Here is a 23,485-nt window from a genome sequence, read left to right on the forward strand (position 1 = left end):
TCGCCCCGACCTCGGATCAGCGGCTGACCCGACCCCTGAGCTCAGCGGATGAAGAGCATCTCGCGGTACTTCGGCAGCGGCCAGGCACTGTCGGCGACGACCCGCTCTAGGGCATCGGCGTGGACGCGGGCCTCGTCCATCAGGCCCCGGACGGTGGTGGCGCAGTGCTTCAGGTGGTCCGCGACGGTGGCGAAGTCGTGCGTGGCGAGAGCGCCTTCCAACTCGGTGACGGCCGCCAGCAGCGCCTTGGCCTCGGTGGCGATCGTGGACGCGATCGACGTGTCGAGGTCGGCGCCGAACTTGGCCGCAACCTCGTAGGTCGCCCCCAGCTCGGCCAGGTAGGCGAGCGCCGCCGGGTAGATCACGGTCTTGCCCAGCTCGATGACGAGCTTCGCCTCGACGGCGATCGAGTTGAGGTACTGCTCGGCGTACACCTCGTAGCGGCTGTTCAGCTCCAGCGGGGACAGCACGCCGGTCGATTCGAACAGGTCGATCACGGGCTGCTCGATGAACACCGGCAGCGCGTCGGCGCTGGTCGGCAGGTTGCGCAGGCCCCGCTCCTTCACCGCCGCCTCGTGCCAGTCGGTGGAGTAGCCGTCGCCGCCGAAGACGGCATCGCCGTGCTCGTTCATGACCTCCTGCAGGATGGTGGCCACGGCCTCGGCGACCTGCTTGCCGGAGGCCAGCTCGGTCTCCAGCCGGCCGGCCATCCAGTCCAGGGACTCCGCCAGGATCGTGTTCATCGCGACGAGGGGGCCGGACACCGACTGGGACGAGCCGACGGCGCGGAACTCGAAGCGGTTGCCGGTGAACGCGAACGGAGAGGTGCGGTTGCGGTCGCCCGGGTCACGGGTGAACGGCAGGATCTGGGACAGGCCGAGATCCATCATCCCGCCGCCACTGGTCACCGACACCTTGCCCGCCTTGATGTCGTTGAACACGCCCTCGAGCTGGTCGCCGAGGTAGACCGACATGATCGCCGGCGGCGCCTCGTTGGCGCCGAGCCGATGGTCGTTGGACGCCGTCGCGATCACGGCGCGCAGAAGCGGGCCGAACAGGTGGACGCCGCGGATCACGGCGCCGCAGAACACCAGGAACTGCAGGTTCTCGGCCGGCGAGTGCCCCGGATCGAGCAGGTTGCCCTGGGTGGCGTTGCCGACCGACCAGTTGACGTGCTTGCCGGACCCGTTGATGCCGGCGAACGGCTTCTCGTGCAGCAGACACATGAAGCCGTGCTTCAGCGCGGTGGCCTTCATGATCGTCATCATCAGCTGCTGGTGGTCGGCGGCGACGTTCGCTGCTTCGAAGTACGGAGCGATCTCGAACTGCGCCGGCGCAACCTCGTTGTGGTGCGTCTTGGCCGGAATGCCGAGCCGGTAGAGCTGGTCCTCGAAGTCCTGCATGAAGACCTGGACCCGCTCGGGGATCGCCCCGAAGTAGTGGTCGTCGAACTCCTGCCCCTTCGCCGGCGGCGCGCCAAACAGCGTCCGGCCGGCCAGCAGCAGGTCGGGGCGGGCGGCGGCGAAGTTCTTGTCGATCAGGAAGTACTCCTGCTCGGCCCCACAGCTGGAGTTCAGCGGGGCGATCTCGGTCTCGCCCATCAGCGTCAGGACCTTGCGAGCTGCCTTGTCCATCGCGGCGTTCGAGCGCAGCAGCGGGATCTTCTTGTCGAGCGACTCACCGGTCCACGACATGAACACGCTGGGAATCATCAGCGTGGCGCCGTTCTCGGTGTTCTTGATGTACGCGGGGCTGGTCGGGTCCCACGCGGTGTAGCCGCGGGCGGCGCTGGTCATCCGGAGGCTGCCGTTGGGGAACGACGAGCCGTCGGGCTCGCCCTTGATCAGCAGGCTTCCGGTGAACTCGGTGATCGCGTGGCCGTCGGAGTTGGTGATGATGAAGCCGTCGTGCTTCTCGGCGGTGATGTTGGTCAGCGGGTAGAAGACGTGCGAGAAGAATTTCGGCGCCCTTGCGCATCGCCCAGTCCTTCATCGCGGCGGCGACGACATCGGCGGTCGCCGGATCCAGCGGCTCCCCGGTCTGCACGGTGCGCTTCATCGCCTTGAAAGCGTTCTTCGACAACGCCTCCTCCATGGCCGCCAGCCCGAAGACGTCACACGCCCACATGTCGGAGAGCGGAAGGATCTCGGTGGTCTCCACCGGTTGCCGGTTGAGTGTCTCGGTGATCGCAACCTGGCGGATGTCGTTCGCGGTCATAGTTCAAGCTCGCCTTCAGGGGGGAATCAGTTCCGGCGGCGAGATTAGGGATCGGTTGTTTCGCGGATGTGTCGGTGCTGTGTCAGCGGCGGTGAGTCCGTGTCGTCGCTGATTCCGGGGAGGGCGCCGGCCACCATCGCCCAGGGCATGAGGCATGGCTTCCGGGAGTCAGGGACGCAACCGGCAGAACGACTCGTAGTGATTGGCGGTGTAGTACCACTCGGCCGGTTCGGTGCCGAGCCGGGCCTGCCCGCCGGTGATCAATCGTCGAGGGCCGGGAAACCGCTCACCCGGCGTTCGAACGGTGTACTCGCGGTAGTAGCCACGCGGTTTGGCGGGCAGCAGGCGTTCCCGGTTGCCGAAGATGCCGCCGTCGTCGCGCGGGCGCAGATACGGGCCGTCGTTGCGGACGGCGGCGACCGCGTCCGTGACCTCGGCCGGGAGCCCGGCGCACAGTGGCAAGCCGGAGCGGGCCGACGGAGTCGGCGAGCTCGCCGGAGAACTGATCCTGGTGGCGGTGGTGTTGCCTGCACTCGGCAGCACCGCGGGTTCACCTGGCCGAGCGAACCACTGCGCGAGCGCGAGCAGCAGGATGACCACCAGGGCGGCGATCAGTGCGGTCCGTTGTACTCCGCTGAGCCGGCTCACCGCGCCGGGTTCACTGATCGAGGATGCGGTCCAGGGGTGCGCGGCGTCCGGGAGAGATCTCGTCGATCCCGCGGCGCACCACCAGCACGTCGCACTCGGCGTGCTCGACCACCTGGTTCGACACCGATCCCATCAGCAGGCCCTTGAACCCGCCGGCCCCACGGGTGCCGACCACCACCGCGCGGGCGTCGTGGGAGGCCTTCAGCAGTTCGCGTCCGGCCGGCCCGTGCGGGGTCTCCAGCGTCACCTCGACGTCGGCGTAGTCGGCGAGCACACCGGCGATGTCGCGTTCGAGCCGCTGCCGCACGGCGGCCTCGAAGTCCTCGGCAGGCGGCACGTAGCCGGGGGTCCAGGTCGCCGGACGCGGCGCGGTGCTGATCGACCAGGCCCGAACCACCCGGACCTGCGCCTTGAGTTGCCGCCCCAGCCACAGTGCCCGCTTCAGCGCGAGCAGGGAGAAGTCCGAACCGTCGCTGCCGACGACGATGGGCAGATTCGCTTCCATGGCCCGACTCTAGTGTTTGGCCGGGTGCGCGTGGCGGGATCGGCGGGGCTTGATCGGCATGGTCAAGTGGGTCCATGAACGATCGACCAACCCCCGTCATCGAGGTGCGCGACTTCCGGATGGCCTTCGGCGACCAGATCGTCATCGACGACCTCGGTTTCGAGGTGCATGCCGGCGAGACCTTCGGCCTGCTCGGCTCGAACGGCTCGGGCAAGACCACCACCATTCGCGCCCTGCTCGGCATCTACCAGCCGACGGCGGGCCGACTGCTGGTCGACGGCCGCCGGTTCGACCCCGCCCAGGGCTCGCGGCTCGGCTACCTGCCCGAGGAGCGCGGGCTCTACCGCAAGGAGTCGGTGCTCGAGGTGATGACCTACTTCGGACGGCTCAAGGGTCTCAGCCGGCACGAGGCGGACGGCTGGTCGCGCGCGTTCCTGGCCCGGGTCGGCCTGCAGAACCACGCCAAGGTGCGGCTGGACAAGCTCTCCGGCGGCCAGCAGCAGAAGGTGCAGCTCGGCGTCACGATGATGAACTCGCCCAGCATCCTGATCCTCGACGAGCCGACCAAGGGCTTCGACCCGGTGAACCGGCGGCTGCTGATGGATCTGGTCGACGAGCAGCGCGCCCTCGGCTCGACCGTGGTGATGGTGACCCACCAGATGGACGAGGTGGAGCGGCTCTGCGATCGCATCCTGCTGCTCAAGGACGGCCGGGCCGAGGCGTACGGCACGGTCAGCGAGGTCCAGGACGCCTATGGCGGCCAGCGGGTACGGGTCAGTTTCAGTGGGGTGCTGCCGGCCTCGGCGAACTACCGGCTGGCGGTCGGCGAGCGCAACTACGCCGAGCTCGAACTGCCCGAGGGCACCGAGGTCAACGCCGTCATCCGGGAACTGCTGGACGCCGGCGTCCGGCTGCGCGACTTCTCCACCGCCCGGATGTCGCTGGAGGAGATCTTCCTCAAGGTGTACGGCGAACAGGAGGCGTCCGCAGCATGAGCCAGCACCGTCCGAGCCGGCACAATCTCGGCACCGTGATCTCGTTCGAGTTCCGCCGCACCGTGCTGAAGCCGAAGTTCTGGGCGATCTCGCTTGCGGTTCCGGTGCTGATCGCCGTGGTCGTCGGGTTGATCGCGCTGAGCGGGCAGACCACCGCCGAGCGCGCCGAGAGCCAGGGCTCCGAGCCGGTCGTGTTCACCTACACCGACGCGTCCGGACTGATCGATCCGGGGATCGCCAGGGCCGCCGGCGGGACACCGGCCACCGACCCCGCAGCCGCCCGCGCCGCGGTGGTGGCCGGCGTCTCGCAATGCCACATCGACTACCCGAAGGATCCGCTCAGCACGCCGATCAGTGTTCGTGGCAGAGATCTCGGGCTGTTCGACTCGGCCCGCTACAACGCGGTCGCCGAGAGCGTCTTCCGTTCGTCGATCGAGCAGCGGATCGGCGACCCGACGCTGGCCAAGCTGGCCCTGCATCCGCCGGACGTCGACCTGGTCACCTACGCCGGCGGTCAGCCCACCCCGGGGATCGCCGGCGTGATCGCCCCCGGGATCTTCCTGGTGCTCTTCTACCTGGGCGTGCTGATGCTGGGCAACCAGATGCTCAACGTCACCCTGGAAGAGAAGGAGAACCGGGTGACCGAGATGATCCTGACCACGATGAATCCCACCACGCTGATCGTCGGCAAGGTGCTGGCGCTGATCTGCATCGGCATCGTCCAGGGGCTGGTGGTGGGCATTCCGGCCAGCCTGGTGTTCGGGCTGCTCAGCAACTCGCTCGGCGTGCCGGCCGCGTCGCCGGCCGGACCGGCGCTTGGTTCCATCCCGATCAACCTGGGCGCCGTCGCGATCGGGTTCGGGCTGTTCCTGACCAGCTTCCTGATGTTCACCGGGTTGCTGGTGGCGATCGGCGCGGTGATGCCGAGCGCCAAGGAGGCGGGCAATGCCTTCGGCGTGGTGGTGATGTCGATGTTCATCCCGTTGTACGCGGCCTCGCTGCTGGTCTCGGACCCGCACGGGGTGGTCTCGCAGATCTTCACCTTCTTCCCTCTGACCGCCCCGGTCTCGGCGCTGCTGCGCAACGCCACCGGCGGCCTGGACGGCTGGGAGGCCGCGGTCACCCTGGTGATCCTGGCCGGCTGCGCCTGGCTGTTCCTGATCCTGGGCGTGCGGTTGTTCCGGACCGGCTCGATCAGCTATGACAGCCGGGTGAAGATCGGCCGTGCACTGGGCTGGAGACGAGGTCGGTAGCGCATTATTGCGTGAGATGCGGTATGTCCCGTAATATTTAGGGTCTTGAAGCGTACTGAGCGGAGGATTTCGCATGACGGATCGTCGGGGATTGAGTTCGAGCCAAGAGCGGGCGATCGAACAGACCGAGACCTGGGGTGCGCACAACTACCTACCGCTGCCGGTGGTCATCGAGTCCGGCCAGGGCGCCTGGCTGACCGACATCGACGGCAACCGCTACCTCGACTTCCTCTCCGCCTACTCGGCGGTCAACTTCGGGCACTGCCACCCCGTCCTCACCAAGGCGGTCTCCGAGCAGCTGCACAAAGTGACGATCACCTCGCGCGCGGTGTTCTCGGCCACCTACGGGCCGTTCATCCAGGCCCTGGCCGAGCTGTGCGGCAAAGAGATGGTGCTGCCGATGAACACCGGCGTCGAGGCGGTCGAGTCGGCGATCAAGCTGGCCCGCAAGTGGGGCTATGAGACCAAGGGTGTCGAAGAGCGGCACGCCAACATCATCGTGATGGCCAACAACTTCCACGGCCGCACCACCACGGTGATCTCGTTCAGCAACGACGAGACCGCGCGCCGCAACTTCGGGCCGTTCACCCCCGGCTTCCGCACCGTCCCCTATGGCGACATCCACGCCCTCGCCGACGAGATCGACGCCAACACCGTCGGCGTGCTGGTCGAGCCGATCCAGGGCGAGGCCGGCGTGATCGTGCCGCCGAAGAGCTTCCTGCCCGCGCTGCGGAAGCTCTGCACCGAGCGCAACGTGCTGTTCATCGCCGACGAGATCCAGTCCGGCCTGGGCCGCACCGGCACCACCTTCGCCTGCGAGCACAGCGGCGTGGTCCCCGACCTGTACGTTCTCGGCAAGGCGCTGGGCGGCGGCATCATGCCGGTCTCGGCGGTGGTCGGCAACCGCGACATCCTCGGCCTGCTGCACCCCGGCCAGCATGGCTCCACCTTCGGTGGCAACCCGCTGGCCGCCGCGGTCGGCCTGGCCGCGGTCGAGTTGTTGCGCACCGGTGAGTTGCAGCGGCGCTCGGCCGAACTCGGCGAGCACCTGCACGAGCGGCTCCGCGGTCTGATCGGCAACGGTGTGGACGCCGTCCGCGGCAAGGGACTATGGGCCGGCGTCGACATCGACCCGTACCTGGGCAGCGCCCGATCGATCTGCTACCGGCTGCTCAGCCGCGGCGTGATCGCCAAGGACACCCACACCAAGACGATCCGGCTGGCGCCGCCGCTGGTGATCGAGCGCGACGAGCTCGACCAGGCGATCGACGCGCTGGTGGACGCCCTGGCCGAGGCCCGCGCCGAGAAGAACTGACGGCTACTGCAGCGAGGCCATCAACCGGGTGACGTTCTCGACATAGCGCCACCCGGCGGCGCGCGACGACCACTCCTTCGCGGTCAGTTCGCGGGAAACCTCGCGATACTCCTCCGCCACCCGCAGCAGGTCGGCGACGAACTCGGGGGCGGTGCCGAGCAGCGACACCTCATAGGTCAGCCCGAACGAGCGGTAGTCCATGTTGGACGACCCGATCACCCCGGCCACGTCGTCCACGGTGAAGAACTTCGAATGCAGCACGGTGGGCTTGGGGTACTGGAAGATCCGGACGCCGGCCTCCAGCAGCCCCTGATAGTAGGACGCCTGGGCGTGCTGCACGATGAACTGGTCGGCACCCTCGGAGACGAACAGCTCGACGTCCACCCCGCGGTAGGCGGCGGTGGTGATCGCCTCCAGCAGCGAATCCTCGGGGACGAAGTACGGGCTGGTGATCACCAGCCGGTACTGCGCGCGATGGATCAGCGCGGTGAACAGCCGCAGGTTCGGCATCGTCCGGTAGCCCGGGCCGGACGGGATCAACTGCATCGGCTGCTCGCCCTCCTCGCTCACCGGCTGAGGCACCCGGTCGGCCAGCGACTCCCCGGTCTCGGTGAGCCAGTCGAGAGCGAACACCGCCTCCATCGAACTGATGATCGAACCGCTCAGCTCGATCATCAGGTCGAGCCAATGCCGTCCGGCGCGGATGTTCGCGGGCATCAGATAGCTGGACGCGATCAGGTTCTGCGACCCCATGAACGCCACCTTGCTGTCCACCATCAACAGCTTGCGGTGATTGCGCAGATCGGGCCGGCGCCAGCGTCGCTGCAACGGCTTGATCGGCATCATCTGATGCCACTCGATCCCCGCCTTCGTCATGAACGCGTTCATCGCCCGGTAACCGGGATACTTCCGCGAGCCGATGTGGTCGTAGAGCACCCGGACGACGACGCCGCGCCGCACGGCGTCCGCCATCGCGTCGAAGAAGTCCCGGGTGGCGTCGTCGAGCGCCATCGCGTACATCTCTAGGTGCACATGGCTCGTCGAGGCCCGGACCGCCGTCGTCATCGCGGCGAGCGAGGCGGTGTAATCGCCGTACAGGCCGTGGCTGGATCCGCCGAGCATCGGCATCGCGGTGAGGTCGCGATTGAGCCGCACCACGCTGGCCATCCCGTCGGGTAGTTCGAGACCCGCGGGCACGTCCGGCAGCGTCTCGGCGCGGCTGGTGATGGCGGCGTCCGCCCGCTCCTGCACCGCCTCGCGACGCCCGCGGACGAACGGGCTGCCGATCAGGAAGAACAGGAACAGCCCGAACAGCGGGGTCAGGATGATCAGCAGCAGCCAGGCCAGCGAGGACGACGGCCGCCGGTTGTGCGGGATCGTCACCACGGCGACGATCTTGATCGCCAGATCGATCAGCCCGACGATCATGCCGAGCCATCCGGGCCATCCGGGCATGAGACCTCCGACCTGGAGGATCACAGCCTCCGACTTGGGAGGATAGTGGCCCGGCGGCGATCCGTCAGCGCCGCCGGCCGAGGACGAGCCAGGCGCCGGCGGCGAGCAGCACTGCCACAGTCGCGATCCCGGGCACCAGCGGGTTCAGAACTGTGTGTGGCGCGGGAGCTGGGGCCGGCGACGGTAGCGGCCCACTGTCCTCAGGGCCGCGGGTTGGTGCCACTCCGTTGCCGAGGACGGCCCGGTCCAGCGTGACCGGCGCGGCACAAAGATCGGTGCGCAGCGCGAGGACGGGGCCGCGGGCGAACACCGTCACCTTGCCGGCCAGCACAAGTCCGCAACTATTCTCGTGCGCGGCCGAGCTGACGGTCACCAGCACAGGCAGGGTCACCACCAACAGCCGCAGGATCATCCGGACATGCTGCCAGGAAAACAGTTGTGCCCGGCCGAAGCCGGGCACAACACCACGATCGCACGCGCCGCTGGGTCTCGAGCCCCCCGACTCGACCCCGCGGCGGCAGCGGATCAGGCCTGCTTGATCGCCGACACCTCGAACTCGAGGGTGACCTTCTCGCTGACCAGGACGCCGCCGGTCTCGAGCGCGGCGTTCCAGTTCAGGTTCCAGTCCTTGCGGTTGACCACGACGGAGCCCTCGAAACCGATCCGCTGGTTGCCGAGCGGGTCGGTGGCGGCACCGAGGAACTCGAACGGGATGGCCACCTGATGGGTGACGCCCTTGATAGTCAGGTCGCCGGTCACGGTGACCTCGTCGCCGGCGACCTCGAAGCCGGTCCCGGCGAAGGTGATTTCGGGGTACTGCTCGGCGTCGAAGAAGTCGGCCGAGCGCAGGTGCGCGTCGCGACCCGCGTTGCGGGTGTCGACGGACGCGGCCTGCACGGTCACGCTCAGCGACGACTCCGACGGGTTCGCGCCGTCGACAGTGGCCGTACCGGACACCTCATTGAAGGTTCCACGAACCTTGGTAACCATGGCGTGCCGGGCCACGAAGCCGACCTGGCTGTGGCTCTCGTCGAGAACGTAGGTTCCCTTGATGTCAGCGATTCCGGACATCTGCGTGCCTCTCTGGAGATGGTGGTTGCTTGAAAACTAAACCACTCCTACTGTAGGCCGGGGTTGTTGATCTGTCAACAAAGCTCGCTCTACTCGTCGCCGGCCAACGCCCGTAGCCGTCCGGCGATGAAGGCAACGCGCAACACCGCAGGCCCGGCCACCGGGCCGGTCAGCAGTTGGTCGGCAGCGGCGGCCAGCGAGTTCAGGCCGACGCCGGCGGCCTGCTCGGACCTGGTTCGCAGGGTGTCGCGTTGTCGCGGGCTGAGCGCGGGGCGTCCGGTCGAGGCAAGCTCCGCGCAGACGTCCAGCACCGCTTCGCAGAGCTGACCCACCGGTCCTGGCTCGGGCGCCGAGGTGCCGGAGTATGCCCGCGGCCGCTGATCCGTTTGCCGCCGGAACGATCGACGAGGACGCGGGTCCGCCGCCGCCGGCGTCAGTGACGGCGAGACCAGTCGGGTGCCCGCGTGGTCGACGACGAACACCGAGAGTGGCCGGTCCCGGCCGTCCAGGACGACGGCGGCGATCCGGGTGCCGTCGCGGAGCAGCGCCGCGATGGTGGCCTGCTCCGCGCCGGTGGCGTCCAGGCGGCCCAGGTGCCGGACCCCAGCACGGTCGGTGAGGGGCCAGATGAGTTCCTGGTTCACCTCGTCCAGTTCGAGATCGGCGACGCCACGCAGCCGGCGCGGCAGCAGCAGACGCAGCCTCGCGGGCGGCGGCAGGAAACCGGTCGCGGCGGCGTTGCGTGCCGAGCCGCGGACCGCGTCGGCCAGTTGGTCGAGGTCGACGGCGGTGTGGGCGAAGCGCTCACCCGGGGTTGCGCGGGTGCGGTTGGTCGGGCTGAGGGTGCCGTCCTCGCGGCGCTCGGCGCCGGCCAACGTGAGATAGCCGTCGGCCAGCGTGTGCGCCGCCAACCCCCACAGCAGCGGCGCCTCCCACGACCGGTTGAAGGACGGATCGGCGCCGGCCGCCCGGCCCGTGGTCACGCTTTCCACCCGCTGGTGGGTCAGGTCCCAGAAGATCGCGGTCAGCCCGCGGGCTCCGGATGGCGCCGTCCACCAGCGCAGGACCAACGGCAGCAGCGTGCCCACTTCGGCGTCCTCGCCGGTGCCTCGGGCACCGATCAGCTGGGACGGCAGCGGCGGGCCGGCCGACCGCAGTGCCGTGGCCAGTCCCCAGCCCCGGGCCAGGGCGTCCAGCAACTGCCGCTCGGAGGTGTCGTCGTCGCGGGCGGCGATGGCTGAGGCGCGTCCGCGGGCTTGGGAGAGCAGCGTGGCCAGCAGCGGCAACGCCTCCAGCCGGGCTCGCTGCGCGGCGGCGGTGAGCCGGGCGACGCCGTCGGCGCCGACCCTGGGCAGACCGACCCGCAGCAGCGATTCGATCGCCTCGCCGGCCTGGGTCATCGCCTCCCGTTGTCCCGGCTGGACGACCTCGGGCGCCTCGACCTGGTCGGGCCAGGGCCATTCCCGGTGGTGGACGGCGAACAGCCGGACCAGCGCCTCGAGCCGCCAGACCCGCTCCGCCGTGTCGCTGTGATTGCCGCCCACCAGCATTGCGCCGAAGCCGCCGTCCGGCACGGCGACGATCTCGGGTGAGCCGGGCCAGGAGATCCGCAGCGAGCCGGGTCGGGCCTCGACCGTGGTGGGAGTCGGCTCGACTCCGGCCGCAACCTTGCGGACGGCGGCGATCCCAGCCGCTCGGTTGACCGCGAGGGGGTCGAGGGCGAGCAGCAGGGCCTCGATCTCTGGCTGGTTGAGCTTCTCGAAACCGCCCTCGCGAGGGGTCTCGACAAGCTCGACCGACGGTGGCTGGGTCTCGACCGGCGACGCACCAGGGGTCTCGACAAGCTCGACCGGCGAAGCCTCACGAGCCCAGACGCAGGCCGCGACGATGTGCACGCAGACCCCGGCAACCGGGCAGTCGCAGGTCGCCCTCCGCGGCCCACCGGGCAACAGCCGAACCTGCGCCGGCGGCGTCCCGATGTAGCGCAATTCGACGGCAGCATCCGCCGCGGCGACGAGTTCGATCCGGGCCGCTTCCTTGGCCGCGCGCCGGACCAGGCCACGGTTGGCCAGCACCGTCAGCGCGTCGTCGTCCAGTCGATAGCCGGCGAGCCAGTCGGGGTGGTTCGTCATGCCATCACCTCGGCCAGCCATTCGGCGAACCGGTCCGGGGTCATCGCCGCCACCGGCATCCCGGCCGCGACCAGGCGTCCGGCCGTGGTGGCGTCGTACCAGGGCTCGCCCTCATCGGACAGCGCCGCCAGCCCGAGCAGCCGGACGCCGCCCGCAGCCAACCGGCGGACGCCGGCCAGCAGCGCCGAGACCGACCCGCCCTCCTCGAAATCGCTGATCAGCGCGACGACGGTGCGGGACGGCTGGGTGACCAGGGTCTCGGCGTGCCGCATCGCCTGGGCGATGTTGGTGCCGCCGCCGAGCTGGGCGGTGAGCAGCACCTCGACCGGGTCGTGGGCCAGATGGGACAGATCGACCAGTGCGGTGTCGAACAGGATCAGCCGAACGCTCACCCCGGGCAGCCCGGCCAGGATGGACGCCGACACCGCGGCGTGCAGCAGCGAGTCGGCCATCGAGCCGGACTGGTCGACCAGCACGATCACGTCCCAGTGCAGGTTGCTGCGTCGTTTCCGGACGGCGAACCGGATGTCGTCGATCATCATCCGGCCGGTGGCCGGGTCGACGTTGGCCAGGTTGGCGGCGATCGTCCGGCGCCAGTCGAAATTGGCCAGCGAGGCGTGCGGAGTGCGCCGGGAGCGATCGCGGGTGCCGGTCAATGCCGTGGTGAAGCGGGGTTTGAGCCGGGCGACGATCTCGGCGACCACCCGGGCGATCAGGGCACGGAGTCCGTCGGCGGCCGCCGGGCTCAGCCTGCCTTTGATCCGCAGCAGCGCGGATGCCAGTTGCTTGTTCGGTTGCAGCGACTCGACGGTGGTCGGGTCGGCGAGCAGGTCGTCCAAGCCGTAGCGGGTGACTGCGTCGGCCTGCAGCCGTTCCAGGGTGGACGCCGGGAACAGCCCGCGAGACTTGCCCAGCCAGTTGATCGCCTTCACCGCGGACGGGTCGAGCGAGCCGCCGCCGCCCTTGGCGTGCCGGTGTCCGCGAGCGGTGTACTCGCGGTCGTAGAGGTAGCCGAGCGCCTGGTCGAGTTCGGCGTCACCGCTTGTCCGGGGCAGGTTCGGCTCGGCGTAACGACCCAGCACCAACCGCCAGCGCCGGGTCTGCTCGGCGGTCACGAGGCCACCCACTCGGCCAGCCCGTCGCGGCGCAATGAGGCGACCAGTTCGCGTTCCAGGGAGGCCGCCCGCTCGGCGAGCAGCGGATCGGCCACCTGCACGGTGTCGAACTCGGTCGCCGCCGCTCCGGTCAACCGGGCCAGCATCGCCGCCAGCGCGTGGGTCTCGGTCGGCTTCAGCCAGGTGAAGGCGCGGCGCAGGTCGGGCAGCACGGCCAGGAACGCCTCGGGCTCCATGGCGCCGAGCGCGGCGTTCAACGCCTCGACCAGCTCGGGGGTGTGCAGTAACAGGTCGGGCGCCGCCTGCAGCAGGCCGAGCAGGAAGTCCGCGACCCGATCCGGGTCGGCACCCGCCGCCAGGTGCGCCGCGGACGCCCCGGCCAGCTCGTCGACGTCCAGGTCGGCGTCGCAGAAGGCGATCCCGAGCAGGCAGCCGTGCAGCCGGGCCGGGGTGCGCGGGTCGCGACGCAGCAAGCGGAGTTCGCGGCGAAGCGCATGCCCGCTGGTTGAGCTTGTCGAAACCGAGAGGGTCTCGACAAGCTCGACCAACCGGAGCAGCAGCGAACGCAACCCGACCAGGTCGTCGCAGGCAGCCGGCTGATCCTCGGGACGCAGTCCGGACAGCGGGGCGATCAGGTGCGTCGCCGAGGCCAGGCCGGTGCCGATCAGCTCGGTGACCGCCTCCACGTGCTCGCCCAGCGGCAGCCGGCTCTGCTCGGCCAGCAACCCGGCCAGGGCGTGCAGGCTGTCGACCACCGAGCCCAGGTGTGCCTCGTCGTCATAGCAGCGGCGCAGGGCCGCCAGCGCGGGGCGCAGCACGTCCGGTTCGCCCATCACCAGCAGTTCGGCGATCAGCCGAGCCACCCGTCCGGCACCGAGTTGTTCGTCGTCGAGCCGCTTCGCGACCCCGGCCCGGACCAGTTCGGCGATGGTCGCTCCGCGGGCCGAGGCTGCGATCAGGGACGCCTCGACCAGCGGCGTCCAGGCGTATTCCCAGTCCTCGAACAGCAAACCTGCACCGCTGCCCTGGACCAGGTCGGCGCCGCCCAACTGCCGGGAGAATCCGGACCCGACGAACCGCATCCGGGCCAGGAATTCGCGCCGTTTCACGTGTGACGGTTTGCGCTGGGTGTCGAGGCTGACCCGGCGCGCAGTGGCGTCACCGATCACGAAGCGCAACCGGGACGCCGCCCGCCGGGCCTCGGCGACCAGGGGTGGGGCGGCCAGGCCGTCCGGGATCTCGCCCATCACCGGCCCGCCGAAGACCCCACGCAGCGCCTCGCCGATCGCTCCGGTGAGGCCGTAGTCGTCCTTGACGAAGCAACTCAGCAGCGCGTCGGTGAGGTCGGTGCGCCCCGGCCAGTCGCGGCCACGCAGCTCGGCCAGCCTCAGTGCCTGGCCGACGGCGTCCATGGCCGTCGCCGAGCCGGCCGGTTCGCCCGCCGCACGCAGCCGTCCGGCCACCTCGAGCACCACCTCGGTGGCGAACCGGCGCGGGTCGATGCCCTCGCTGCGGGCCTGCCAGGCCCGCTGCCAGAACCCGGGTGCCGGCATCCCGGCGCCGTAGCCGCGCAGTCCGTCCAGCCGGTCGAAGTCGTAGCGGATCAGCCAGGCCTCCCGCGTCGGGTCGAGCGATGCGCCGGCCTTGGCGCGCACCCAGGCAGCCTCTGGGGTGCTGTCCAGCACGTCGAGCAGGGCGAGGGTGTGGAAGGCGCCGGTGACCACCACCACGCCACCCGGTGCCTCTCGGTAGCGGTCCAGGATCGCGGCCATCACGGCTTCGCGGCGGTGGGTGCCGTCACGGTCCAGCAATTCGCGGCCGGCATCCAGCCGGGCCATCGCGCCCCAGGCCAGGGTGTCGGCGAAGAAGCGGCGCCAGTCGGCCAGCGCCTCGGGGGAACGCACCTCGAACAGGTGCTCCCAGGTTTCATCGTGATCGCGGCAGCCCAGCCGGTCGCCGACCGCGGCAATCAGTGCGCTGCGGGCCAGATGGTGTTCGGCCTGCAGGGTGCGCACCTCGACGCCGTCCGGGTCGGCGATGTCGGCGTAGCTGGCGTCGATGAACTCCACCGTGGCGCCGTTGACGCTGCCCCACCGCAACGCGACCCATTCCGGAGAGAAGTCGGCCAGCGGGTAGAAGCCGCTGGTCCGCTCGCCGACCGACAGGATCGCGACCGGCGGCTTGGTGCGTTGATCGGCCAGCGCGGGCAGCAGCGCCCCGTACTCACGCGGCCCTTCGATCAGCACCACCGCCGGACGCACTTCCTCAAACAGAGCGGCGAGCGCGGCCGCACAACCGGGCGAGTGGTGCCGGACGCCGACCAGGTGGACGCCGGCGTCGCGCCAGCGAGCGTGCGCGGCCAGGGCTGATTGCAATCGCTCGGGCAGCGCCGGGGTCTCGACAAGCTCGACCAGCGGCACCTTCAGCCCCACAGCCCCTCGGCGGCGTCGAAGAACTCGCGCCAGTGCGGGTTGCCGCGGGCTCGCTGCCGGACCACGTTGTCGACGTAGTGCCGGACCAGCCGGGCGTCCTCTTCTTCGCCCTTCTGCGCGACCCCGACGATCTGCCGGGCGATGTCGCCGGAGCGCACGGTGCCGTCGCCGAGATAGGTGGCGGCCATCGACGCCGCGATCGCCACGCTCACCGCCTCGGCGGTCGACATCACGGCGTCCGGGCGTTTCACCGGAGCACCGGCGTCGGTGCGGCCGGTGCGCAGGTCGGCGAACGCGGTGACCAGCACCTCCATCACCGGCGGCGTCAGCACCGGACGCCGCGGGCCGAGCTCGGCGTCCAGGGCGCGTCCGATCAGTTCGGCCTCGAACGCGCGGTCGCTGATCGGGCGGACGGTTTCGAAGTTGAACCGCCGCTTCAGCGCCGACGACATCTCGTGGACGCCACGGTCGCGCAGGTTGGCGGTGGCGATCACGTTGAACCCCGGACGAGCGGCCAGCCGGGCCTCGTCGCCGAACTCGGGGATCATGATCTGCTTCTCGCTCAGGATCGACACCAGGGTGTCCTGGATCTCGGCCGGACAGCGGGTGATCTCTTCGAAGCGGGCGATCGCGCCGCGCGCCATGGCTTGATAGACCGGCGACGGCACCAAAGCCCGCTGGGTCGGGCCCTCGGCGATCAGCAGCGCGTAGTTCCAGGAGTACCGGACGTGGTCCTCGGTGGTGCCGGCCGAGCCCTGGATGGTCAGGTTCGAGGTTCCCGAGATGGCGGCGGCCAACAGCTCGGACAGCATCGACTTGGCGGTGCCCGGCTCGCCGACCAGCATCAGCCCCTGGCGTCCGAGCAGCGACACGATCGCCCGGTCGACCAGCGGGTCGTCGCCGTAGAACTTCCGGGTCACGCCCAGCGACGGCTCGCCCAGCACGAACGCCCGGACGGCTCGGGCGCTGAGCCGCCAGCCGGGCGGGATCGGTGCACCGGAGGCCGCGTCGGCGCGTGCCAGCGCGTCCAGTTCGGCGGCGTAGCGGGTCTCGGCAGGCGGCCGCAGTTCGGCGTCCGGCCGACTGGTGGTCGGGTCTGCGGCGGTCGGTTCGGTCATGTCCCCGCTCTCTTCATGTCCCTGTCTTCTTACCCCAGTCCGGGTCGAACGGTCCCAGCGCGGCCAGGGCCGCGTAGTCGGCGTAACACTCGGCCAGCAGGACGTCGGGCACGTCGGCCAGCCGCACCGACCGGCGGCGCGCGTCACGGAAGCTCAGTCCCATCGTGGCGCAGGCGAAATTCTCCTCCGGCAGGTAGCTGCCGGTGAACTCCAGCACAGCGGTCAGGCCCGCGGCCTGGAATTGCTTGGTGTATTCGGAGAACCAGGCGCCGTCCTCGGCAGCGGCCCGCTGGTAGCCGCGTTTGGTGGCCACCCCGCGGAAGCTGAAGGTGTCGGTCAGGTGACCCTGTAGGTCGTAGCTGTCGGTGGCGGCGCGGTCGAGGTCGGGAACTGCGTTGTCGAACTGGGCGAACAGCGGCGCCACCTCGTAGTCGGCCAGGTGCATCTGCCAGGCCGCGGCCACATCGTCGCTCACCGATGCCCGATGGGCTAGCCCGACGTGGGCGTCCGGCGCGAGCTCGACGGTGTCGTCGTCGGCGTCGATCAGGCTGCCGTCCTCTGTCGGCCGGAACGCCCGCTGGCCGGGGCCGGGGTTCTCCAGCCAGACCAGCCGGCTGACCAGTTGGCCGACCAGCGGATGCTCGAACAGGAACTCGCGCCAGTCGCCGGCGGTCCAGGTGCGGCCGACGCACATCGCCTCGTAGAGCCGAGCGGTCTGCTGGGTCAGCACCGCCTTGAGCTCCTTGCGGGACGCGGTCAGCTGCTTCTTGGCCGCCTTGACCAACTCGGCGTCGTCGGCGGCCCGGGCGGCGGGCAGCGACTTGATCGGCCGGCCGTCCGGGTTGCTCAGCTCGATGGTTCCGGACGGGGTGGCGCGGCCGATGAACGTTCGCGAACCGAAGTCGAGGCGCAGCAGAGCGTCGGTATCGAAGCCGGCCGCCGGAATCGTCCGGTCGGCAAGCTCGTCGGCTGTCCAGCCACGCCTGTCGGCAAGGTTCTCGACCAGCGTGGACGCCGTCGCCTGGACGCTGGCCTGCTTGAACCGTCGCGAGATCGACAGCAGTAGCTGCACCGCGGCAGGCTGCCCGTTGGCGTACAGGGTGTACATCAGCGAATCGACCTGGGCCCGACGGGCACCGTGGTTGCGGATGTACGCCCGGACGGCGTCAGCCAGTTCGATGCCCGGCACTCGCGTGGTCAGCGCCAGCAGGCCCCGATTGGCGGACGCCGAGCCGAGGTAGGTGCCCTGGTGCATCGCGTAGGCGTCACGGACGTGCTGCTCCAGCGGCACGGCGGCAGCCTGCTGCAGCCGCTCGACATACTGCGCCTGGTTGGGGTTGCCCAGCACCCGTTTCAGGTTGCTCTGGGCCCAGTCGTAGCGCCGCCGGCCGTCGGTCTCGGCAAAGGCTCGGCTCTCTTCCTCAACGGGGTGCCGGGTGTCCTGGGCGATCCAGCTGTCCAGCACGAACCGGCCCAGCGCCTCGGCGGAACCGGGCGCCAACCGCTCCAGGTAGAGATCGAGCAGACCCGAGCCGTCCGGATCCTTCACCTTGTTGGCCAGCACCGCCCACCAGGTGGGAATGGCTGGATCGACCTCGGAGCCGTCAGCCCAGCGCAGGGCAGGCAGCTGGTCGAAGCCGAACCAGTCCAGGGTGGCCGGCAGCTTCGCCCGCAGCCCCTTCTTCGCCTCGGCAAGCAGCCTGTCCGGCGCGAGGTCGGTGGAGATGTCGTCGCCCAGATCGCGCAGCGCGTTCAGCATCGCCGCCCGCGGCACCTCACGCTTCTCTTTGGCCAGCGCCGCCCGCACCGCCGGCACCGCCGCCGGGTCGGTGGCCTTGGCCAGCCAGGACGCCGACGCGGCCCGGATCTCACCCCGCCCGTCGGTGAGCCCCTGCTCGGCCAGCTCCCGGGCCAGCCCGTGCTTGGCCAGCACCGCCTGGGCCGCTGGCCGGTTCCGGCGGGATTCGCCGACCGCCGCCGCGGCAATGCTGGGCAGCAGGGTCGCCGGCAGCGAGGGAAAAGCGTCCAGGATCGCCAACGCATCACCGGCGTCCTGGGCGGACCCGGCCAGCCAGGCCTGCAGCACGTCAAGATGCTGAGCGGCCCAGGGCCAGACAACATCGGCATCGATCGTCACCCAATAGTTGGACGGCCGGGCGATCTGTGCCACCTCGTCCAGAGCCTCGCGGGTGTTCCAGGTGCGGCGAACAGCATCTTCCACCTGCCGAAGGTCGGTGACCTGGTCGACCCGCGGCTGCACCGACCAGACCATCCGGGCCTTTTTGTCAGGACGCCGCAACCTCAGCAGGTGCACCAGATCGAAGGACCGGACGGCCTGCGCGATCGTCCCAAGGTGGAGCCGTCCGAGCACTTCGGGCGGTTCTCGACGCCCTCTGGCCGCCTCGACGATCCGGCGTAGATCGGCGTCGGAGATCTGCCTCAGATCCTTGAGCCGCCTGACGCTCCAGGCATGCTCGACGCCGACCAGACGAGCGATCTGAGCATCCAGTGACTGGCGGAGCTCCACCAACGCGCGAGCCTCGTCCAGTTCGTCCGGGAGCGGCGTGAAATCGGGCAGCACCAGCTGCTGCACCTGCGTCGCCGCCGACGCCAAGGCGTCGCGGCGGGCGTTCGCCTTCCGCACCGCCGTACCCAGCTTGGCGCCGGACGCGACCGCCTCGTCGAGCAAGGCACCGCCGGCCTCGGTGCGGGACAGGTATTCGATCAGTTCGCCGGACGCCGCTGCGGGCACGGTCACCAGCACGGGGGCGAGTACCGCCGCCCGCAGCTGTTCGGGCAGCATCGGCAGGACGCCGACCGCCGCCGTTCGGACGCCCTTCGCGGGGTCGGCGGCCAGCTGGGCCACGATCGGCGCCAGCACGCCGGCCAGTCGCGGATCATCGCTGACCCGTTGGACGAGAGCCGTCCGGGAGTCCGCGGAGAGCCGGCCGACGCGCGCCGGCGGAATCAGCTGCCCGAAGCCCAGCAGGTAGTTGTCGATCCCGGGCAGTTCGTGCGGTCGCACCACATTGCCGCCCCACACCTTCTCCTGCTGGCACATCGCGAGCACGACGGTGGCCGGGATCTCGGTCTCAGGGCAGCCGTCGTGCCGCAGCAGGTCCGCGAACCGTTCCGGCGGCCACTGCAGCTGCGGCAGGGCCGACTTGTCGATCACCGACGCCAGGTCGTTGAGCAGGGTCGTCAGCCACGCCGGGACGCCGTCCACCCTGCGGTTGGGCCCGGTGCCGAGCGCCGCCAGCAGGTAGCCGAAGCGGAGGAACTCCGGCTGCGTGACGGCGCGAGTGCCGTACAGCTCGGCGCGGGCCCGCGGCACACTGACCCGCGGCTCGCCGGGCACGCCGGCCTGCAGCAGCCGCTGCTTCAGCGCCTCGGGGAGCGCCGGCCGCCAGGAGACCAGGACGCCCGGGCGTCCCATCAGCTGGTCGAGATCGGCCTGGTGCGCGGCGTCCAGCTCGAGCAGGATCTCGGGCCCGCTGCCGTCGTGCACGTAGCCGACGGCCCGCTCGAACAGCGCCTCGGAGACGGCCCGGAACGGCGTCAACGCGTTCCTCAGCTGCGGGGCCGGGCCGGCCGGGTGGCCGGTCAGGACGGATTTCAGACGCTCGAACACGGATCGCTCCCTCACAGAACTGCTGTGACGCATCCTGTCAGGCCCCGGCGACAAACCGGAGGGCGGCGACCCGCTCAAGCCTCCCGGACGCCGCGGGCCGCCCGGGCGAGCGCCTCCAGCCGGAAGGCGCCACTGGGCGAGTCGAGCCGTTCGTAGAGCGCCGAGCGCAGGTCGTGCCGAGTGGATTCGGGCAGGCCCACGCAGTAGCTGCCGGCCGGACCGATGCCGGCCAGCAGCGACGTCCACAGCTCGTCGAAGTCGCGGTACTCCGACGCCACCGTGAGCGTCGTCTCCTCGATCTGCGTCAACCCGGCATCGGCCAGCCACTGGGCGATCTCGCCGGGACGTCCGAAGCGCAGCACGCGGGCCTCGTCGGGCGCCTCCGGATCGAGGCTGAGTGCGGCGTCCCAGAAGGCGCGCAGCAACTCCATCCCCTGGTCGAAGTCCCAGACGCAGGCGGCGACCGCACCGCCGGGCCGGACCACCCGGCTGCACTCGGCGCCTGCGCGCGGCGGGTCGGAGACGAAATGCAGCACAAGCTGCGCGGCGGCCAGATCGAACGCGTCGTCCTCGAACGGGAGCTGCTCGGCGGCACCACGGCGCACCTCCACGCCGGGATGCCTGTCGGCGCAGGCCGCCACGAACGGCTCTGACGGATCACAGGCGGCCACGTTCACCGTCCCGAGACGCCGGACCAGCTCTCCGGTCAGCGCACCCGGCCCGCACCCGACGTCCAACACCCGCATGCCGGTCGCGACCCCGGCGAAGGTCGCGAACTCGGCCGCCAACGGTCGTGAATAGCGGCCCATGAACGCGTCATAGGCGTCTCCGGATACGGCGAACGTGCGTGCCCCTGGCACCGGTTCCATGGCTCCTCCTGCGGTAGTCCCGGCAGCAGGCTACGACCGTGGGGCGGCTTCGCACGTGGGCACAATTCCCACCCTGAGCAGGATCACCAGCCCCAATGACGCCGCTGCGCGCTCACCGCCCAGGCGGAGATCGCGTCCACGTCGGCATCCACCGGGAGCGGACAGCGACCGGAATCCAGCAGGTCGCGCACCGACGCCTCCAGGCGTCCGATCTCGGCCGACACCTGGTCGCGCGGCACCTCGCCACGCTTCACGGCCAGCACCCGCTCGCGTTCGGCGTCCGGCATCGGCAGGGTGAGCGTGCCGGTGCTGGCGATCTCGAAGCCCTGATGAGCCAGGCGCAGCGCGTGGCTGCCGTACTTCACGTCCCAGCCGTAGCGTTCGATCAGTTCGGGACGGTTCGGCACGTTCCGCTTGGACTGGCCGAGCATCCGCTCATGCTGGGAGTGCATGTAGCCCAGGAACCGCTCGACCGCCTGCTGGGAGAGGAAGCTCCCCCGCAGTGCGCGCAGTTCCTCACCCAACGGCGTCACTTTGACCAGCGACTCGGCGGGAGCGAACAGCGGCAGCATCACCGTCGGGTTGCCCTTGATCGCCAGCCGCAGGTATTTGGCCAGCGAGTAGAGCACCAGGTCGGTGTCGCCCGGTCCGCTGCGGGCACCTTCGGGCTGGGTCCGCCAGATGTAGTCGTCGCGATGTCGCTGGACGCCGAGGACGAGTTCCGGCGGCTCGATGTAGACGCCCATCTCGTCGTGGTCGTCGGTGCCGGCGATGGCGATGCCGTGCACCCCGCTGCCCACCACCGAGCGAAGGATCTCGTTGGGCAGGGCGACCTCGGGATCGCCGTATTCGACGTTCGGTGCGGTGCTCATCCGGTCACCGTAGCGGCGTCACCAGCCGCCGCCACCCCCGCCGCCGAAGCCGCCACCACCGCTGAAGCCGGAACCCCCGCTGGACGCCGTGGTGGCGCTCTGCATCGACGACGACATAGTCGAGGTCAACTGGTCCATCGACGATACGAAACCGCTGCTCAGCACGTTGCCGTAGGCGTAGCCGACGTACCAGGAGTTGTCGGGGGTATAGACGCCGCGGGCGGCCAGATCCTGGAAGATCTTCGCCCAGCGATCCGCAACTCCGAAGACGATCGCGTAAGGCAGGTAACGGGAGAACACGTCGATGCCCTCCTCGAATTTGATCTGGTCGGCCTCCGCGGTGGTCAGGTAGAGCTCGAAGCCCTTGGCCTGGGCCAGCACGGCCGAGCCGTCCGCCGTCCGGGCGCCGAAGCGGTTGCTCAACGCCAGCATGGCTACGCCGCAGATCACGCCGGCCAGACCGACCAGGCCGAAGCCGACGAAGCCCAACCCGAAGCCGACTGCGATACCGCCGAGGATCAAGCCGATCCCGCCCAGGATCGCCACCCCGCGAACCACACTCGGATTTCTCCGGAACCACTTCAACTCTTCGGTGACCCGCTTGTAGAGCCGCTCGCGGGTGCCCTCCAGGGTGCCTGCGTAGCCCTTCTCCTTCAGGTCGTCGGTGGTGACGGTGGAGCCGTTGCTGAACAGTTTCTTGACCAGGTACGACTCGTAGCCGGTCAGCTTGTCACGTCCGTTCAGGCGGTACAGGGTCCAGTCCTTCTTGCCCTGCTGATCGATCCGCAGGTGACCGCGGACGGCGAGGTCGATGATGGTCGCGGTGATGTCGACGTTGTCGGCGGTGGAATCAGTCAGCACCCCGATCTCGCCGGGACGCGCGCCCCGCGGCGGGGTGAAGGCCACCGTGACGGGTGCTTTGCTGGCACCCTGACCGATCGCCACCTGCTGGTCCTTGGCGGGAGTAACCCCCGGGGTGAGGCCGAGGTACACCTCGTCTCGGCCGCCTCGGCGGGTGCGGCGCAGCAGCGGGATCAGGCCGATCACCGTGAGCGCCGCGGTGACCCCGCCGGTGACCGGGGTCAGCGGGAACATGTTGCCGATCCAGAACCGCTTCTCGAGTTTGGCTTCGGCGCCGACAAAGGTTCCGGGCGGGAAACCGGCAACCACTTGCAGGGAGGTCTCCTTGGCCAGCGACGACTGGGTGAAGCTGACGGACTTGCCCGACTGCTGCGCCGCGTCGCAGGGCCGGGCGGTGTTGCCGTCGACGAAGCAGGCCGTCCGGGTCACGTTCACCGGTCCGGCGATGGTCACGCTGATGTTGCGGAACGGCACCTCCCAGCCACCTCCGATCACGTTCCAGTTCACCTCGTCCAGCCCGGACTGAGCCTGGTTCGGCGCGATCAGGCCGCGGATCGTGTAGTTCACCACGTACTGCTGGGTGCCGCGGTAGCTCTTGTTCTCGTTGCCGATCCGGACCAGCAGGTTGCCGTCCTTGGTCTCAGTCTGAACGTCGGCGTTCGCCCCGGACGGGCTGGTGATCTGTCCCAGGGTCACCTCGAGCATCCGCCAGTGATCGGGGTCGTCTTTGATCGCCTGCCGCAGTGGCAGCGTCAGGTAGGGACCGTGACCGGAGTCGGAGCCGAAGTTGAAGTCGAACGCGATCCGCACGGCGGCGGTGCCATCCTTGGCCACGTCGGCGGTCACCGTGTACTTGTCGATCCGGTCGTCGTCGGAGTCGGCCCGGGCCGTGGACGCGGGAAGCACCCCGATCAGGAAAACCCCAAGACCGACCAGCAGCAGAAGGACGCGACGCATGCGTCCACGGTAACAACGTCAAGTGCACGCCAGCTATCG

17 protein-coding genes and 1 pseudogene are annotated in these 23,485 nt (G+C 69.8%); 3 read left to right on the forward strand and 15 right to left on the reverse strand.

Annotation, left to right across the window (positions count from 1 at the left end; genetic code table 11):
• Nucleotides 1–41: 41 nt before the first annotated feature.
• From QM711_RS08850 to QM711_RS08865, 4 genes and pseudogenes are all read right to left on the reverse strand, one after another.
• Nucleotides 42–1,934: a glutamine synthetase III gene (locus tag QM711_RS08850; protein WP_415098649.1), complete on the reverse strand. Its 1,893-nt coding sequence runs from the start codon at nucleotides 1,932–1,934 to the stop codon at nucleotides 42–44.
• A 79-nt stretch (nucleotides 1,935–2,013) separates the two neighbouring features.
• Nucleotides 2,014–2,217 (reverse strand): annotated as a pseudogene (locus QM711_RS08855) (hypothetical protein); the annotation flags it as partial.
• A 168-nt stretch (nucleotides 2,218–2,385) separates the two neighbouring features.
• Nucleotides 2,386–2,865 (reverse strand): ribonuclease domain-containing protein, encoded by a 480-nt coding sequence (locus QM711_RS08860; protein WP_415098379.1) that lies wholly within the window; start codon nucleotides 2,863–2,865, stop codon nucleotides 2,386–2,388.
• Between the two features lie 10 nt (nucleotides 2,866–2,875).
• Nucleotides 2,876–3,370 (reverse strand): universal stress protein, encoded by a 495-nt coding sequence (locus QM711_RS08865; protein ID WP_415098381.1) that lies wholly within the window; start codon nucleotides 3,368–3,370, stop codon nucleotides 2,876–2,878.
• A 74-nt stretch (nucleotides 3,371–3,444) separates the two neighbouring features.
• Here QM711_RS08865 and QM711_RS08870 point away from each other — a divergent pair, with 74 nt between their 5' ends.
• The 3 genes from QM711_RS08870 to rocD all read left to right on the forward strand — a co-directional run bounded on the left by QM711_RS08870 (nucleotide 3,445) and on the right by rocD (nucleotide 6,933).
• Nucleotides 3,445–4,365, forward strand: a complete 921-nt coding sequence (locus tag QM711_RS08870; protein WP_415098383.1) for an ABC transporter ATP-binding protein — start codon at nucleotides 3,445–3,447, stop codon at nucleotides 4,363–4,365.
• Nucleotides 4,362–5,618, forward strand: a complete 1,257-nt coding sequence (locus QM711_RS08875) for an ABC transporter permease (protein ID WP_415098385.1) — start codon at nucleotides 4,362–4,364, stop codon at nucleotides 5,616–5,618. The genes QM711_RS08870 and QM711_RS08875 overlap by 4 nt, the downstream gene beginning before the upstream one ends.
• Nucleotides 5,619–5,691: 73 nt before the next feature.
• Entirely contained in the window at nucleotides 5,692–6,933 is a 1,242-nt protein-coding gene (gene rocD / locus QM711_RS08880) for an ornithine--oxo-acid transaminase (RefSeq protein WP_415098387.1), read from the forward strand.
• A 3-nt stretch (nucleotides 6,934–6,936) separates the two neighbouring features.
• Here the strand turns inward: rocD and cls are convergent, their stop codons facing one another.
• The 11 genes from cls to QM711_RS08935 all read right to left on the reverse strand — a co-directional run bounded on the left by cls (nucleotide 6,937) and on the right by QM711_RS08935 (nucleotide 23,446).
• Nucleotides 6,937–8,388 carry a cardiolipin synthase gene (gene cls, locus QM711_RS08885; protein WP_415098389.1) on the reverse strand — a complete coding sequence of 484 codons (1,452 nt, stop codon included), beginning with the start codon at nucleotides 8,386–8,388 and terminating at the stop codon, nucleotides 6,937–6,939.
• Nucleotides 8,389–8,452: 64 nt separating this feature from the next.
• A complete protein-coding gene (locus QM711_RS08890; RefSeq protein WP_415098391.1) occupies nucleotides 8,453–8,800 on the reverse strand; it encodes a hypothetical protein in 348 nt (115 codons plus the stop codon).
• 113 nt (nucleotides 8,801–8,913) lie between these two features.
• A complete protein-coding gene (locus QM711_RS08895) occupies nucleotides 8,914–9,459 on the reverse strand; it encodes a YceI family protein (protein WP_415098393.1) in 546 nt (181 codons plus the stop codon).
• Between the two features lie 89 nt (nucleotides 9,460–9,548).
• On the reverse strand, nucleotides 9,549–11,591 hold the full coding sequence (locus QM711_RS08900) for a hypothetical protein (protein WP_415098395.1): 2,043 nt from the start codon (nucleotides 11,589–11,591) through the stop codon (nucleotides 9,549–9,551).
• Nucleotides 11,588–12,706 carry a VWA domain-containing protein gene (locus tag QM711_RS08905; protein ID WP_415098397.1) on the reverse strand — a complete coding sequence of 373 codons (1,119 nt, stop codon included), beginning with the start codon at nucleotides 12,704–12,706 and terminating at the stop codon, nucleotides 11,588–11,590. Before QM711_RS08905 ends, QM711_RS08900 begins: the two co-directional genes overlap by 4 nt.
• The gene (locus QM711_RS08910; protein WP_415098399.1) at nucleotides 12,703–15,138 is read right to left on the reverse strand and encodes a DUF5682 family protein; all 2,436 of its coding nucleotides are present in this window, start codon (nucleotides 15,136–15,138) and stop codon (nucleotides 12,703–12,705) included. Before QM711_RS08910 ends, QM711_RS08905 begins: the two co-directional genes overlap by 4 nt.
• Nucleotides 15,129–16,256: an ATP-binding protein gene (locus QM711_RS08915; protein WP_415098401.1), complete on the reverse strand. Its 1,128-nt coding sequence runs from the start codon at nucleotides 16,254–16,256 to the stop codon at nucleotides 15,129–15,131. The genes QM711_RS08910 and QM711_RS08915 overlap by 10 nt, the downstream gene beginning before the upstream one ends.
• Nucleotides 16,257–16,269: 13 nt before the next feature.
• Nucleotides 16,270–19,887, reverse strand: a complete 3,618-nt coding sequence (locus QM711_RS08920; protein ID WP_415098403.1) for a DUF4132 domain-containing protein — start codon at nucleotides 19,885–19,887, stop codon at nucleotides 16,270–16,272.
• 74 nt (nucleotides 19,888–19,961) lie between these two features.
• A complete protein-coding gene (locus tag QM711_RS08925) occupies nucleotides 19,962–20,756 on the reverse strand; it encodes a class I SAM-dependent methyltransferase (RefSeq protein ID WP_415098405.1) in 795 nt (264 codons plus the stop codon).
• 83 nt (nucleotides 20,757–20,839) lie between these two features.
• Entirely contained in the window at nucleotides 20,840–21,628 is a 789-nt protein-coding gene (locus QM711_RS08930; protein ID WP_415098407.1) for a DNA polymerase beta superfamily protein, read from the reverse strand.
• Nucleotides 21,629–21,646: 18 nt separating this feature from the next.
• On the reverse strand, nucleotides 21,647–23,446 hold the full coding sequence (locus QM711_RS08935) for a DUF2207 domain-containing protein (RefSeq protein ID WP_415098409.1): 1,800 nt from the start codon (nucleotides 23,444–23,446) through the stop codon (nucleotides 21,647–21,649).
• Between the last annotated feature and the right edge of the window lie 39 nt (nucleotides 23,447–23,485).

The organism is Micropruina sp. (assembly GCF_047602385.1).
Classification (GTDB): domain Bacteria; phylum Actinomycetota; class Actinomycetes; order Propionibacteriales; family Propionibacteriaceae; genus Micropruina.